The 14,344-nt window shown below is 36.2% G+C and carries 16 protein-coding genes; 3 read left to right on the forward strand and 13 right to left on the reverse strand.

The features are described from left to right. Positions 1-122 precede the first annotated feature (122 nt). On the forward strand, positions 123-419 hold the full coding sequence (locus FSZ17_RS17515) for a YtpI family protein (RefSeq protein WP_057771998.1): 297 nt from the start codon (positions 123-125) through the stop codon (positions 417-419). Positions 420-450: 31 nt separating this feature from the next. Here FSZ17_RS17515 and FSZ17_RS17520 read toward each other — a convergent pair whose 3' ends face one another. The 3 genes from FSZ17_RS17520 to FSZ17_RS17530 all read right to left on the reverse strand — a co-directional run bounded on the left by FSZ17_RS17520 (position 451) and on the right by FSZ17_RS17530 (position 2,909). Next, positions 451-1,767 (reverse strand): CBS domain-containing protein, encoded by a 1,317-nt coding sequence (locus tag FSZ17_RS17520; protein ID WP_057772000.1) that lies wholly within the window; start codon positions 1,765-1,767, stop codon positions 451-453. A gap of 98 nt (positions 1,768-1,865) precedes the next feature. Then, positions 1,866-2,111 (reverse strand): hypothetical protein, encoded by a 246-nt coding sequence (locus FSZ17_RS17525; protein ID WP_057772002.1) that lies wholly within the window; start codon positions 2,109-2,111, stop codon positions 1,866-1,868. Positions 2,112-2,228: 117 nt separating this feature from the next. Next, positions 2,229-2,909: a metal-dependent hydrolase gene (locus tag FSZ17_RS17530; RefSeq protein WP_057772004.1), complete on the reverse strand. Its 681-nt coding sequence runs from the start codon at positions 2,907-2,909 to the stop codon at positions 2,229-2,231. 161 nt (positions 2,910-3,070) lie between these two features. On the opposite strand from FSZ17_RS17530, the gene FSZ17_RS17535 reads away from it, so the two are divergent. Then, positions 3,071-4,168 carry a M24 family metallopeptidase gene (locus FSZ17_RS17535; RefSeq protein ID WP_057772006.1) on the forward strand — a complete coding sequence of 366 codons (1,098 nt, stop codon included), beginning with the start codon at positions 3,071-3,073 and terminating at the stop codon, positions 4,166-4,168. Positions 4,169-4,333: 165 nt separating this feature from the next. On the opposite strand, the gene FSZ17_RS23525 is transcribed toward FSZ17_RS17535, so the two are convergent. Continuing rightward, on the reverse strand, positions 4,334-4,510 hold the full coding sequence (locus FSZ17_RS23525) for a hypothetical protein (protein ID WP_185150641.1): 177 nt from the start codon (positions 4,508-4,510) through the stop codon (positions 4,334-4,336). A 109-nt stretch (positions 4,511-4,619) separates the two neighbouring features. On the opposite strand from FSZ17_RS23525, the gene FSZ17_RS17540 reads away from it, so the two are divergent. Further along, positions 4,620-5,072 (forward strand): universal stress protein, encoded by a 453-nt coding sequence (locus FSZ17_RS17540; protein ID WP_057772008.1) that lies wholly within the window; start codon positions 4,620-4,622, stop codon positions 5,070-5,072. A 93-nt stretch (positions 5,073-5,165) separates the two neighbouring features. On the opposite strand, the gene FSZ17_RS17545 is transcribed toward FSZ17_RS17540, so the two are convergent. The 9 genes from FSZ17_RS17545 to FSZ17_RS17585 form a co-directional block, all read right to left on the reverse strand. Then, entirely contained in the window at positions 5,166-5,474 is a 309-nt protein-coding gene (locus FSZ17_RS17545; RefSeq protein WP_228460234.1) for a hypothetical protein, read from the reverse strand. Between the two features lie 168 nt (positions 5,475-5,642). Then, the gene (locus FSZ17_RS17550) at positions 5,643-6,269 is read right to left on the reverse strand and encodes an NUDIX hydrolase (protein WP_057772011.1); all 627 of its coding nucleotides are present in this window, start codon (positions 6,267-6,269) and stop codon (positions 5,643-5,645) included. Between the two features lie 44 nt (positions 6,270-6,313). Beyond that, positions 6,314-6,862: a DUF4269 domain-containing protein gene (locus FSZ17_RS17555; RefSeq protein ID WP_057772014.1), complete on the reverse strand. Its 549-nt coding sequence runs from the start codon at positions 6,860-6,862 to the stop codon at positions 6,314-6,316. Between the two features lie 72 nt (positions 6,863-6,934). Then, positions 6,935-8,422, reverse strand: a complete 1,488-nt coding sequence (locus FSZ17_RS17560; protein ID WP_057772015.1) for an amidase family protein — start codon at positions 8,420-8,422, stop codon at positions 6,935-6,937. Between the two features lie 38 nt (positions 8,423-8,460). Further along, complete coding sequence (locus FSZ17_RS17565; RefSeq protein WP_057772018.1) at positions 8,461-8,775, reverse strand: DUF2087 domain-containing protein; 315 nt, start codon at positions 8,773-8,775, stop codon at positions 8,461-8,463. Between the two features lie 51 nt (positions 8,776-8,826). Continuing rightward, positions 8,827-9,738, reverse strand: coding sequence for a phosphotransferase family protein (locus tag FSZ17_RS17570; protein WP_057772020.1), 912 nt, complete (start codon positions 9,736-9,738; stop codon positions 8,827-8,829). Positions 9,739-9,963: 225 nt separating this feature from the next. Beyond that, on the reverse strand, positions 9,964-11,529 hold the full coding sequence (locus FSZ17_RS17575) for a glycoside hydrolase family 10-like protein (protein WP_057772023.1): 1,566 nt from the start codon (positions 11,527-11,529) through the stop codon (positions 9,964-9,966). Between the two features lie 180 nt (positions 11,530-11,709). Next, positions 11,710-13,092 carry an argininosuccinate lyase gene (gene argH, locus FSZ17_RS17580; RefSeq protein WP_057772025.1) on the reverse strand — a complete coding sequence of 461 codons (1,383 nt, stop codon included), beginning with the start codon at positions 13,090-13,092 and terminating at the stop codon, positions 11,710-11,712. Continuing rightward, positions 13,089-14,297, reverse strand: coding sequence for an argininosuccinate synthase (locus FSZ17_RS17585; RefSeq protein ID WP_057772027.1), 1,209 nt, complete (start codon positions 14,295-14,297; stop codon positions 13,089-13,091). Before FSZ17_RS17585 ends, argH begins: the two co-directional genes overlap by 4 nt. Between the last annotated feature and the right edge of the window lie 47 nt (positions 14,298-14,344).

A 14,344-nucleotide genomic window follows, 5' to 3' on the forward strand; every position in this document is an offset into this window, starting at 1 on the left:
GCTCCTTTATTATCAAGAATTTTTTTATATGATTAAAAATAGTTAATGAACAAGTAATGGCATTTTTTTGAATGAACCGTTAAAATAAAATCAAAGTGTCGAATCATGGAGGTTATTCTATTATGCCAGTGTTAGTTATTTTAATCACGATTTCACTTTCATTTTATCTATACTACAAAGTAAAATATGTACGCTGTAAACGACGTCCTGCAGAAAGAAAATGGATTTCTTCTAAATCCAGCATTGCTCTAGGAATTTTTGTAGCCCTTTTTGGCATTAATCAGCTATTTTTAAATGGTGACGCTATTACTTATATAGTAGCTGGGATTTTTATCCTTTTAGGAAGCTTTTCAATATTTGGAGGCATCAAAAGCTATAAATATTATTTACCGCTTGCAGCACAAGAAGCTAAAGAGTAATATGTTTTAAAGCCGTTCCTAAGGGAACGGCTTATCTTTCAATCAATTGACACATCATCATTGCCTTACCTACAAGGACACCTTCGTTATATACTTCCACATCCACTTTTCCAAATTTACGGCCAACTTCTAGCACTCGCGGATATATTTCAAGCATGCTTTCAATTTGAACTGGCTTTAGAAAATAGATTGTCATGTTCTCTACTACTAAATCGCCCTTTTTATAATTTCTTAACACTCTATTTGCTGCTTCAGATACGATCGTTGTAAAAACGCCATACGAAATTGTACCAAGATGATTTGTCATTTGCGGTGTCACTTCGCAACGATACACATCATCTCCTTTTGTTTTTCCTCTAGTTAATACAAGCTGATTTGTCACAATGTCATCAATGGTTTCACCTACTTGAGGCTGCCGTTGAATCATTTGCAGTGCTTTTAACACATCTTGTCTGCTGATAATCCCTTCTAGTCTATTAGAATCATCCACTACAGGCAGTACTTCAATCCCTTCCCATACCATCATATGGGAGGATGATGCAACACTTGTCTTTTTTCCTACAGTCATCGGATTTTTTGTCATAAGCTTATCAATTGGTGTTTCGTGATCATGACCCATAATATCTTTAGATGTTATCATACCGCATACCTTTAAATTTTTATCAACAACAGGAAAGCGGCTGTGTTTTGTTTCACGATTATATTGAAGCCAATCTGAAACCTTTTCAGTTGTTTTGACATACACCGTATTTTCAAGAGGGGTTAAAATATCCTCAACAAGAATGATTTCTTTTTTGATAAGCTGATCATAAATCGCACGGTTGATCATCGTAGCTACTGTAAATGTATCATAGCTGCTAGAGATGATGGGCAGCTGCAGTTGATCAGCTAGTTTTTTTACTTGATCATCCGTATCAAATCCACCTGTAATAAGAACTGCTGCACCTGCTTTAAGAGCAAGCTCATGTGCACGCGTTCGGTTTCCGACTATTAGAAGACTTCCTGCATCCGTATACCGCATCATGGCTTCAAGCTTCATGGCACCGATTACAAATTTATTAAGTGTCTTATGCAAGCCATCTCTTCCACCAAGCACTTGTCCATCGACAATATTTACCACTTCAGCAAAAGTAAGCTTTTCAATATTTTCTTTCTTTTTACGTTCAATTCTAATCGTACCTACTCGTTCGATCGTACTGACATACCCCTTATTTTCTGCATCCTTAATGGCTCTATAGGCAGTACCTTCGCTTACAGTCATTGCCTTGGCGATTTGTCTTACTGAAATTTTTTCTCCTACAGGCAGTTCATCGATATATTGCAATATTTGTTCATGCTTTGTAGCCAAGACGTTCACCCTTTTTCTATAATTCCTTTATCTTCATTATAAGGTTAAAAACGCCTTAATATCAATTCGGTGCATGTATCGTCTTAAATATTCTACAATTACCGATAGAAGGATCTTGCTTTTTTTCTCTCATTTATCGCTTGCGATCTTGTACTTGTCATAAGTTTCTTTGGAGAATAAAGCAATGCTGTTAAATTCCCAGCTATCACAAAAAGTGCAAATGCAAGCCAAGTCATCGCAAATATCCCTTCCAATCCTACACTAAATATATCGAGCCTTGGCAATGCAAAATAAAGCAGTGCACCACAGACGAGTAAACATAGTAAATATCGATTTTTTTTCATCAAGATTCCTCCCGCATTTCTCTTATTTCATATATGTATGCGGACAGACAATAGAAAATGATTTTTACCTAATGAATATGAAGAAAAGCGCAGCTCATTGGTAAGCTGCGCTTTGGATTATATTTGAATGAACTCTCCTGCCTCAAGAACCTGGCCAACACCAGAATCAAGCATCTCAACAAATTTATGTGGGTCCTGCTTAATAGGTGGGAATGTATTATAATGAATGGGAACGACCCGTTTTGCGCATAACAGCTTAGCAGCATATGCAGCATCTTCTGGTCCCATTGTGAAATTATCACCAATTGGCAGGAACGCAAGATCAATAGGATGGCGATCTCCAATTAGTTTCATATCAGAAAAAAGGCCAGTATCACCAGCATGGTAGATGGTCTTTCCCTCCAAAGTGATAAGAACTCCTGCAGGCATGCCTAAATAAATAATTTCTTTGTTCTCAGTAACTAATCCTGTTCCGTGAAAAGCAGGAGTTAACTTTACCTTACCAAAATCAAACTGGTAAGCCCCTCCAATACTCATTCCATGTGTATGGACATCCTGCCAGCTTAAGTATGTGGCTAATTCAAAGTTGGAAATTACAAGAGCATTGTGTTTTTTCGCAAGTTCAACTGTATCCCCAAGATGGTCTCCATGGCCATGAGTAACAATAATGACATCAGGCTTCACATCATCAACCTTTAAATCCGTTAATGTATTCCCGGTTATGAATGGGTCAATAAGAATGGTCTTTCCTTGGGACTCAATTTTTACAAATGAATGTCCATGATAGAATACTTTCATTTCAATTCCCCCTTCAACTAATCATTATGTAAAATAGTTCAACGAAAGAATAATTTTTCCTTCTTCTTACTCACTTATACCATTTTTCATACTGTTCTAAAAGTTTACATTTGCTCATTTCATTGCTACTCTTTTTATATGAATATATAGGAGGTCCTATCATGAATACTAGATTGATAAAATTATCCGAGTGGATGAAGGAAAATGATATACAATTTTGCTTTGTATCATCGCCTGAAAATGTTTTTTATCTTAGTGGTTTTTTAAGTGATCCTCATGAGAGACTTCTTGGTATAGCTGTTTTCCAAGAGGAAGAACCCTTCCTTGTTTGCCCTGCATTAGATAAGACTGATGCAAAAAATGCAGGCTGGAACAACCAAGTTATCAGCTACACTGACATTGAAAATCCTTGGGAATTTATCCATAAAGAGATTGATAAACGATTGAAAAAGGTTGAGAGAATTGCTGTTGAAAAAGAGCATATGAATGTTGAAAGATATGAAGTGCTTTCGCAAATGTTTAATGGCGTACAATTCATTTCAGCTGAAGAAAAATTAAGAAAGCTGCGCATGGTAAAGGATGAAAAAGAGCTAAACATTATTCGCGAGGCTTGTGCATTAGCTGATTTTGCCATTGAAACTGGATGTGCTGAAATTAAGGAAGGAAAAACAGAGCTTGAAGTTCTAGCTGCTGTCGAACTCGCTTTAAAGAAAAAAGGCGTTCGTGAAATGTCATTTTCTACTATGGTCCTTACCGGAGCGAATGGTGCTTCTCCGCATGGTAATCCCGGTATGACTAAAATTAAAAAAGGCGATCTGGTTCTATTTGATTTAGGTGTCATTGTTGACGGCTATTGTTCTGACATTACAAGAACCGTTGCCTATGGAGACATAGATGATAAACAAAAAGAAATATACGATACCGTATTAAAAGCCCAGTTGGCTGCTGTTGAAGCATGTAAACCAGGTGTCTCATGTTCTGAAATCGACTTGACTGCTAGAAACATAATTGCAGGAGCAGGATACGGAGAATACTTCCCTCATCGTTTAGGTCATGGTTTAGGCATTAGTGTACATGAGTTTCCTTCATTAACCGAAACAAATCCTCTATTGCTTGAAGAGGGAATGGTTTTCACAATTGAGCCTGGGATTTATGTACCTAATGTAGCAGGTGTTAGGATCGAGGATGATTTAGCGGTCACTGCAAACGGGGTTGAAATCTTAACGAAATTCCCGAAAGAGCTGCAAATTATAAAATAATTAGAAAAGCGCAAGCGCCTTGCCCACCCCCGACAAGCATAAGACAGGCCGACTTGAAAGTTGTTCTTTAACTTTCTTGGCGGACTGACTTATGACGTCGGGGGTAGGCGCTGGAGCTAGACATAAGTAGGAAGCTGTCAATTTGCATGACAGCTTCTTTGTTATTTAAAACTGTTGATTTTCCCCTACAACAGGGGCATCATTCGAATCGAGATCAAAATTGGCATTTGATTGGTCGATAACCCCGCTATTATAAACATCCATAATTTGATCTGAAACCTGGTTCATTCCTTCCTCATTGAGAAAATGAATGGATTGCTTCTTAGGATCACGTTTTTCCATCTCAGGGTAGCTCCTTTTATTTTATTTACTAACTTTCTTATTGTTCGATAATTTGTTACAGATATACACATTTTGGTATTATATAATTAAAGTAAAGGAGGAGATATTCATGGGAATGAAATATTCAAACATTTTAGTAGCTGTAGATGGGTCAACAGAAGCAGAATGGGCTTTTAAAAAAGCGATAGAAGTTGCTAAAAGAAATGATGCACGAATCACATTAGCACATATTATTGACACTCGTACTTTTGCAACTGTGGAAGCATACGACCGTACAATCGCAGAAAGAGCTGATATGTTCGCAAGAGAACTAATGGAGAAATACAAAAATGAAGCATTGGAAGCAGGCGTTTCTAATGTTGAGTATGTGATCGATTACGGCTCACCTAAAATTAGAATTCCAAAGGACATCGCTAAAAAGCATTCTGTAGACTTGATCATTTGTGGAGCTACAGGTATGAATGCAGTAGAACGCTTCCTAATTGGCAGCGTATCTGAAAACATTGTCCGATATGCTCCTTGTGATGTATTGGTTATTCGTACAAATAAGGAAGATGAATAACTTTAAGACATACTGTTCTTATTAATATTATTAATTTTCAAATAGAAATAATGATGCATGGAAAATTTTATCCATGCATCATTTTTTGTTGACCTAGTTAAAAAATTCTAACCAATTGGGATAACCATATTGACCATTAGAAATACGGAAGAAAATCCCCATAAATCCGAAGTGAACAATACCGTAATGATTCAACGGGCCCTTTGGTGCATAAGTAGAAAATAAATAAAAGTTCAGTCTCTCAATTTCTACATTTACATTTTCAGGTGTTTTAAGCCCTGTTAGCTCTTCACTAAATAGGATATAGTCCTTTTTGGTTGGATTTGTTAAAATAGCTGCAATGAATAATATTCCAAACAGAACAATTAAAAAGTATCTCTTTTTTACATGAAATTTCTTCATATCTGTTCCTCCGTAAAATCCTTCTTTTTAAATAACTGGATCAAATATGAGTATCCTCTTACTTTCTCGTGATAATTTATTCTAATCATCCTCTTTTAATATTGATCTTTTATTCATCAAAGGCTAGTTTTATTCCTTGTTCTCCCCTCTCATCCCTTATAATAAAAATTATGCCGAAATTTCTTTTTGGATTAGTTTGATGATCGTTTCGTAATATGATATATCATGTGGTACAAAGTCATTTTTATCAACATTTTTCTTAAACAAGGTATTCTCGCCAGATTTATTTATTTCGAACCCTTCGATAGTAATGACAGATTTTCCCCCTAACCAAAGCTGACAAAAATCAGTAAATTTCGCTTTTACAATTCCTGACACTTCTTCTTTTTGCAACTCAAAGTCAGAGAATGTATTTTGACTTTTGAATAAAAAAACGTGAGCAATTTCATTATCAATTAATTCAGCTTTAGTCACACTATAATCAATGATTCCTAATGAAATTAAATCAGTAAACTCAACTTCTATTCCAAGCTCTTCCTTAATTTCCCGCACTCCGTCATAAATAGTTTCATGAACTAATAAATGGCCAGCTGCAGTAATATCTAATAGATTTGGATAGTCTTTTTTTTCACTACTTCTAATTTGTAAATAAATAAAGTCAACTTCCTCCTCACGATGAACAAACCAACAGTGAAAGGTTTCATGCCAAAGCCCAAGTCTATGTACCTCTTCCCTAACAGCCACACCTATTTGCTCTCTTCGTTGATTAAAGATTTTTAGTATTTCATTCTCCAATTTCTTCTCCTACTTCCGTTTCTCTTGAAGCTCTATTTCTATTGTCACGATAAATTCATTTCGTTAATTATGCCTTTTTCAATCCCATATTCAAGTAATCTTTCATATGGATCCCCTTGTAATCCTAATATTTTACAAAATGCAGGTTCTGTTTTATAGCCTTGATGCTTCAGTGTCAGTACTTCTTCCTTTAACTGCGGTGATTCCTGCATTAATCGATATTCAATTAGCATATGAAGAAAAGCGTTTTGTTTAAGAACAGGCTTAGGCTGACCAAACAACTCAAATTCAAAGCCTTCAAACATAAAATTAACCTTAATAACGGGAGAATTTCTTATATTTGTTTGTTTTGATCTAAATTCTGATTTATCTCCATATAATGATTCAACCTTTTTTCCGAACTGATTAAAATGATGAACTTCCAAAATAATATCTAAATCTGAACCTCCGATATCAATTTCGATTGGAATAGTCCCACAAAGTAAGGGGGTAAAGTCCTCTAAGTCTTTCATAATGCCTAATGTGGATATAACTTTATAGGCATTTCTCTGTCTCTCATTTCCGACATTTAAATATTCAATCGTTCGAAACATAAAGTCTCCTTTTTCTATCTTTCTTAAATCGATGTAGGTCTAGCACTTATTGTATGCATTTTACTTTGTATCTTATTTCATATTTGGGCTTCTCCTATGTTTAGTTGCCTGTTCAAATGCAAAGGCAATCTTTATCAAAACCCCTTCGCTAAAAGCGGTGCCTGCAAACGTTACTCCAAAAGGTCTACCACTTTCCATATATCCTGCAGGTACAGCAATGGAAGGATAACCAGCTTTGGCACATAGTGTTGAACCAATATACGAAGGGAAAAGGATCGCATCTAGATCATACTTTTTTAAAGCATAATCAATCCCTTGTTCTTGTGAAAAATACAAATCTTCTAATTTGGCATTCAAATACTCCGGATTTCTTAATGTATTTGAAAAAGCTTCTCTCATTTCTAATTTATTTTGTCCGTATTTTAATGCCCTTTCTTCTAACTTTTTATTAAACTCAATTAGTTCCGTAATGGAGTGTACAGGCATGTGTGAAGGCAGTTTGGAGAGATAATTATCTAAGCTATGCTTTAATTCATAAAGCGATACTCCCCAACTCCATTCTCGATGGAAAGAAGGGATCTCGATATCACAAATGACTTTAGCTCCTTCATCCATGAGCGTCTGAATCACATTCTTAAATAAGTCTTCATTGTTATCTTCAGAAGTATAATGTTCATTTAAATGATAATATTCTTTAGAAACAGGATTGAATATACCTATTCTGGCTCCTCTTAAACCATATCTATCTAAATATTCCGAATAATTATCATGTAACTTTCCTTCACTTTTAAAAGTAACAGGATCATCCTTATCCACACCTGCTAAAGCTTCTAATAATATAGTCGCATCCGTAACTGTTCTAGCAAATGGCCCTGCAGTATCTTGTGAATAGGTAAAGGGAATCAAACCAGTACGGCTTATTAAACCAACAGTAGGCTTAATCCCGACAACCGAGTTTTGAATCGCCGGACTGAGAATGGAAGCATCGGTCTCTGTTCCTACCGATAATGCGGTGAAGTTTGCAGCTACCGCTACCGCTGATCCTGAGCTTGATCCACCAACATATAGGTTTGCATCCCCATATGGATTTAACACTTGTCCCCCTCTGGAACTGTAGCCTGCCCACATTTCAGTTGACATTCCATTTGCTAATTCAGTCATGTTCGTCTTACCTAAAATAACTGCACCTGCTTTCCGAAGCTTCTCTACAAGGAACGCGTCATGACTGCTGATATTATTTTCAAGTGCAATGGTTCCAGCACTCGTATGCATAGAATCATTCGTTTCAATATTATCCTTTAACAAGACAGGAATGCCATGTAATGGTCCTCTAGAACCTTTTGTTTTTCTTTCAGCATCTAATGCTTCAGCAATAAAAATGGCATCAGGATTTATTTCAAGAATGGAATTGATGTTTGGGCCAGCTTGGTCATACTTTGCTATTCGAAAAAGATAATACATAACTAACTCTTTTGAAGTAATTTCGCCATCTTCCATTGCTGCTTGAATTGCTTGAATCGTAAGTTCTTCTTGAAAAAATTCATTAAAAATAATTTCCATCTAATCTCCCCATTAATAAAGATAATTTAAGAAAAATATTAATTGGTTATGTTTTTTATAGCCAATGAACTATTTATCCAATACGATGAACAATCCTTACTTCTTTCAAGTAACTGATAATCCACTAGATACCTTCTTAATATTGCAAAATCCTTATAGAAATTCTTAATAATTTCATTCACTTCTTTTTCAGAGTAAGAACTACCCTCTTCAAACTTTTTTATCAGTTCTAATAAGATAATTACCTTTCGCTTTTCTTTACTTGGCAATTCTCTCAGTACTCCGTTTTTAATAAAAGCTTCAATCGTCTTTTTCCGTTCTTCTTCAGTAAAATGAAACTTTTCAATGTACATTTGCGACACCCTCTCTTACTGCCCATTTTTGAAAAAATCAGTTAACTAGACTTATAAACTATTCATTATTTCTGTACTTAAATAATCTACACGTTTTAAATAGTGCTCTCTTTTTTCCACGTCATTAACAAACGAGATGAATAAAATAGAAAGCATTAATGCCGTGTCTAGGCGGTAAATAAATTGAATAGCCTTATCAGTATTTTCATCAATACTCATATTGTTATATCCCTTTAAAAATTCGTCTACATGCAGCTCCTCTGTTTCAGCAATTCGCATTAATTCCATAATTGGATTACCGATAAAGGCATTATCCCAATCAATAATCGCTTTAATGCTTCCCTTTTCTCCAATTAAGTTCGGTCGTCTAACATCAAGGTGCAATAAACAATTATCAGCTTGTGATGTGTCCAAAATCGCCTGTAATTCTTTTAAACAAGGAAGAGTAATTTTTGAATTGGTGAGTTCTCTTAGTGTTTGAGCACGATTGATAATTCTATGGGATATAATTTGACTTAAAGACTGCTGATGTTGATCAATAATTGACAATCTATCCAATGGAACTTCATGAATCTTAGAAGTAAGTTGACCAATATCAAATGAGGAAATCGGACTATTATCTCCCGATACGAAATCAGATATTAGAAAGTTTATTTCATTACTTAAATGCAGTTTATGGACTTTAGGGACTGGTAAACTATACTTGTGGCAATGTTCAGAAATCTGAGCTTCCTTTTTAAGTGAAATAATTCCACTCGAATGCTTATCCATCATATTCTCTTCAGCTCGCCAAGGTGTTCTAACAGCAAGCATCCCTAAATTTTTCTCTCTTATAAGAAAAACAGCATTAATAACTCCGCTGCCGATTAATTTTATCTCTTCAAGCTGCCAGTTCAAATCTTGGATAATCACTTTTGAAATACTAGCTTTTAATTTTTCAATACTATTTTTTGTTAGAATCATTGTTTATGACCTCTTCTAATGTTTCCATTTAATTTGCTTTATTTTACCATACATTTTTACATTTTCTCTTACTTTTCCATCTTTTTGCCCCTATATTAACGCTTGCGAGATTGATCTATTTTTTCATAGTTAACATATCTTGTTCATAATGATTGGTTCCATTTACTTAAAGAATGCAAAAAAATAACCTTCTTCAATCATTTCGATTCAAGAAGGTTTTGATAATTATTGTTTTTGTATAATTGCCTCAATACTAACTTCACTTTCGTTATGAAGTCGATCAAGTGCGGTTACCACATACGTATAAGTTTCTTCCGCTTTAGTTGTTTGATCAAGAAAAACTTGTTCATTTCCTGTTTTTCGAACTGTCTTTACTAAATTTTCTGAGTCCTCAATATTTCCTTTTATATCTCCAGTAAATCGATAAATTGCATAGTATGTAGAGTCTTGATTTAGTGGATGATCCTCAATAATTAGCTCGATGCCGTCTTCTGTACGATCAGCACTTTTTATACTCGGTGACTGCGGTATAATATTATCAAGCCATGGCATCGTTGGAATTATGGCTGGCTGCCTATAAAGATCATTACTTAAACGATCTTTTATTCCGAGTGGATTTCGAATTAGATCTTTTAAGCTAAAATGCATACTACCCATAAATGTATCATATTGACGATTTAAGAGAATTTGCTTTGGATACTCTTCAGCTTTCTTCCATGCTGAACTGGAATCATTATTGATCTTATAAGCTGCTTGTCCGATATATAGGTGAACCGGCTTGCCGCTCGTTTCCTTAGCCCACCAATCTAGTAAAATATCATAAGCAGCTGGCTTATAGCTGATATTCCAATAGATTTGTGGAGTGATATAATCGATATAGCCTTGGCGAATCCATTCTCTTGTATTAGCGTATAAGTCATCGTAATTCGTTACGCCGGCTGCTGTTTTAGAACCTGTTGAATCAATAGCATTGTTTCGCCATACTCCAAATGGGCTTATTCCAAACTTCACATCAGGCTTTTCTTTTTTGATCGCTTTATTTAGATCACGTACCAGCTGATTTACATTATCTCTGCGCCAATCTCCGACCGTTTTAAACTTGCCTTTTCCATACTTTTTAAATTCAGCCGCATCAGGAAAATCCTTTCCTTTCACTTTATAAGGATAGAAATAATCATCCATATGAACAGCATCAATATCATAGTTCTTTACTACTTCTAAAATTCCGTCAATAATAAATTGTTTTACCTCAGGTATTCCAGGATTATAGTAAAGCTTTCCTCCATAAGAAGCGATCCAATTTTGATGCTTTCGAGCTGGATGGTCAGCGGCTAAGTGTTTAATATTCGTATGGTTCATCGTAATCCGGTAAGGGTTGAACCATGCATGAAACTCCAGATTACGTTTATGGGCCTCCTCAATCATAAAGGCAAGTGGATCATAGCCGGGATTTTTCCCCTGTGTTCCCGTTAAATACTCTGACCACGGACCGTATTTTGAAGGGTAAAATGCATCTGCCGTTGGCTTTATCTGAACAACAACCGCATTCATCCCCATTTTCTCAACGTCATCTAGAAGCTTCACGAACTCTTGCTTTTGCTTATCTATTGAAAGTCCTTTTTTTGAAGGCCAATCAATATTCGCTACTGTAGCAATCCATACAGCTCGAAGCTCCCGTTTTTGGGACTTAGTTTGTATTTCAGCCTGTCCATCTTTAGGAGATTGAAAGATTAATATCCCCATTAAGGCAAAAATCAGCAATGACAATGCTGCCTTTTTTAACACCCTCATTAGTTACCCTCCTAATAATTAAAAGAAACTCTATGTATCATTCATTTTCCTAATTATTAGAAGAATAGTCAAATATTATATTAATGAAACTTATAGATTGTGAGGTTAATTATCTGAATCGTCTTTTAAAAAATAAATAGAGTGCAAATCACAAATGATTCGCACTCTATATCTCTTTATCTACTTGCTAGTTTTCATCGCTTCCTTCGCCTTTTCGATTGCGGCAGCGACTTGCTTAAAACCTGTTCCTCCTGCACTATTTCGTCTTTTTACAGCCGTAACAGGATCTAAAACTACGTATATATCTTCTGCAAATAGAGGATTGGCTTCTTTATAGACCTCTAGTGGCAAATCACCGAGGAAACAGCCTTTTTTCACACAATCTAGCACGAGCTTACCAACAATTTCGTGAGCTTCCCTGAACGGAATGCCTTTATCTGATAAGTAATCTGCGAGCTCTGTTGCATTTGAGAAATCAGTTTTTGTTGCCTTTTCCATATGCTGCTTGTTTACAGTCATCGTCTGGATCATGCCAGCAAAGATTTTTAAAGAGCCTGTTACAGTTTTTACTGTATCAAACATGCCTTCTTTATCTTCTTGCATATCCTTATTGTAAGCTAGAGGCAAGCCTTTTAAAACAGTAAGGAGACCCATAAGATTTCCATACACTCGCCCTGTTTTTCCACGAATTAATTCTGCCATATCAGGATTTTTCTTTTGTGGCATGATGCTGCTGCCTGTTGCAAAGCTATCATCAAGCTCAATAAATTTAAATTCTTGACTGGACCAAAGAATAAATTCCTCACTTAATCTTGACAAATGCATCATTAATATAGAGCTGTCCGATAAAAACTCCAGGATAAAATCTCTATCGCTCACTGCATCAAGACTATTTTCGTAAATACCTTCAAATCCAAGCAATTCTGCACTTAAATGACGGTCAATTGGAAATGTGGTTCCTGCCAATGCGCCAGCACCAAGAGGGGATAGATTGATTCTTTTCACACTTTCAATGAAACGCTCTTTATCCCGCTCCAGCATCCAAAAATAAGCCATTAAATGATGAGCAAATGAAATCGGCTGTGCCCTTTGAAGATGGGTATAGCCCGGCATAACCGTTTCAATATTCTCCTCAGCTTGTTCTATTAATGCTTGCTGCATTTCTCCAATCAGCTCGATAATAACTTGAACCTGATTGCGTAAATATAAGTGCATATCGGTTGCAACCTGATCATTCCGGCTTCGTGCCGTATGAAGCTTTCCGCCAACAGGACCAACAAGTTCAGTTAAATAGCTTTCTAGATTCAAATGAATATCTTCCAGCTTTACTGAGTAAGTTAGTTCATCGTTAGATGCTTTTTCCTTTAGTTGTTCAAGGCCGTTTTTTATCTCATCTGCTTCTGTCTCGGAGATGATGCCACACTTCGAAAGCATGGTGACGTGGGCGATGCTGCCCTCAATATCCTCCATGACCAATTCCTGGTCAAAGGAAATCGATGCACCGAATTCATCTACCCATTCCTCAGCTGATTTTGTGAATCGGCCGCCCCATAATTTCTTCACACTGTCACCTTCTTGTTTTTCTGAACGATGCTTTGAACCTTTGTTGGTAAGCCCCAAAGCTTAATGAATCCAACCGCTGCATTATGGTCAAATTCATCCTCAGATGTATACGTGGCAAGCTTTTCATCGTATAAAGAATATGGAGATTTTCTTCCTTCCACAATCGCATGGCCCTTAAACAGCTTTACTCTTACTGTTCCTGTTACAAAGGTTTGTGTTTCCTCCAGGAATGCAGCCAAAGCTGTTCTTAAAGGAGAGAACCATAGTCCTTCATAAATTAACTCTGCAATTTTCTTTTCGATATTTGGTTTGAAATGAGCTACTTCTTTTACTAGTGTTAAATCTTCAAGCTCTTTATGCGCTTTAATTAATGTCATCGCACCTGGACATTCATAAACCTCACGTGACTTAATACCAACAAGTCGATTTTCAACATGGTCTATACGTCCCACACCATGCTTGCCAGCAAGGGAGTTCAATTCCAAAATAAGCTCTGCTAAAGGATATTGTTTTCCGTTCAAGCTAACAGGAACACCCTTTTCAAATCCAATTTCCACAACATCTGGAGTGTCGGGAGTGTTTTCAAGACTTGAAGTAAGCTCATACGCTTCTTCTGGAGGCGCAGCCCATGGATCTTCTAAAATTCCACATTCATTGCTTCTTCCCCATAAGTTTTGGTCAATCGAAAACGGAGAATCTAGATTAATAGGAATTGGAATATTCTTTTGCTTCGCATACTCAATTTCTTCCTCGCGTGACCATCTCCATTCACGTACAGGCGCCAATACTTCTAGCTCTGGATTTAGTGCATGAATAGCAACCTCGAAACGTACTTGGTCGTTTCCTTTCCCAGTACATCCATGGGCTACAGCAACTGCTCCTTCTTGTTCAGCCACTTCAACTAGTTTCTTCGCAATAAGTGGGCGAGAAAGTGCAGAAACAAGCGGATATACATTTTCATATAATGCATGTGCCTGCAAAGCCATTAATGCATATTCATTAGCAAACTCTTCTTTTGCATCAATCACATACGATTGAACTGCCCCAACCGTTAATGCTTTTTGCTGGATAAAATTTAAATCCTTTCCTTCTCCAACATCTAAACAGCAGGCTACAACGGAATAACCTTGTTCCTCTAACCATTTAATTGCTACTGAAGTATCTAAACCGCCTGAATAGGCAAGAACGACTTTTGGATTTGACATGATAAAATCCTCCTCTATTTATCGAATAAATATTCATATTTTATTAT

The sequence above is a fragment of the Cytobacillus dafuensis genome (assembly GCF_007995155.1).
GTDB lineage: Bacteria > Bacillota > Bacilli > Bacillales > Cytobacillaceae > Cytobacillus > Cytobacillus dafuensis.

Excerpts from the sequence above, each read along its gene's own strand:
- FSZ17_RS17515 (WP_057771998.1), top strand. The coding sequence starts at position 123 with ATGCCAGTGTTAGTTATTTTAATCACGATTTCACTTTCATTTTATCTA.
- FSZ17_RS17525 (WP_057772002.1), bottom strand. The coding sequence starts at position 2,111 with ATGAAAAAAAATCGATATTTACTATGTTTACTCGTCTGTGGTGCACTG.
- FSZ17_RS17530 (WP_057772004.1), bottom strand. The coding sequence starts at position 2,909 with ATGAAAGTATTCTATCATGGACATTCATTTGTAAAAATTGAGTCCCAA.
- FSZ17_RS17535 (WP_057772006.1), top strand. The coding sequence starts at position 3,071 with ATGAATACTAGATTGATAAAATTATCCGAGTGGATGAAGGAAAATGAT.
- FSZ17_RS23525 (WP_185150641.1), bottom strand. The coding sequence starts at position 4,510 with ATGGAAAAACGTGATCCTAAGAAGCAATCCATTCATTTTCTCAATGAG.
- FSZ17_RS17540 (WP_057772008.1), top strand. The coding sequence starts at position 4,620 with ATGGGAATGAAATATTCAAACATTTTAGTAGCTGTAGATGGGTCAACA.
- FSZ17_RS17545 (WP_228460234.1), bottom strand. The coding sequence starts at position 5,474 with ATGAAGAAATTTCATGTAAAAAAGAGATACTTTTTAATTGTTCTGTTT.
- FSZ17_RS17555 (WP_057772014.1), bottom strand. The coding sequence starts at position 6,862 with ATGTTTCGAACGATTGAATATTTAAATGTCGGAAATGAGAGACAGAGA.
- FSZ17_RS17560 (WP_057772015.1), bottom strand. The coding sequence starts at position 8,422 with ATGGAAATTATTTTTAATGAATTTTTTCAAGAAGAACTTACGATTCAA.
- FSZ17_RS17565 (WP_057772018.1), bottom strand. The coding sequence starts at position 8,775 with ATGTACATTGAAAAGTTTCATTTTACTGAAGAAGAACGGAAAAAGACG.
- FSZ17_RS17570 (WP_057772020.1), bottom strand. The coding sequence starts at position 9,738 with ATGATTCTAACAAAAAATAGTATTGAAAAATTAAAAGCTAGTATTTCA.
- FSZ17_RS17575 (WP_057772023.1), bottom strand. The coding sequence starts at position 11,529 with ATGAGGGTGTTAAAAAAGGCAGCATTGTCATTGCTGATTTTTGCCTTA.
- FSZ17_RS17585 (WP_057772027.1), bottom strand. The coding sequence starts at position 14,297 with ATGTCAAATCCAAAAGTCGTTCTTGCCTATTCAGGCGGTTTAGATACT.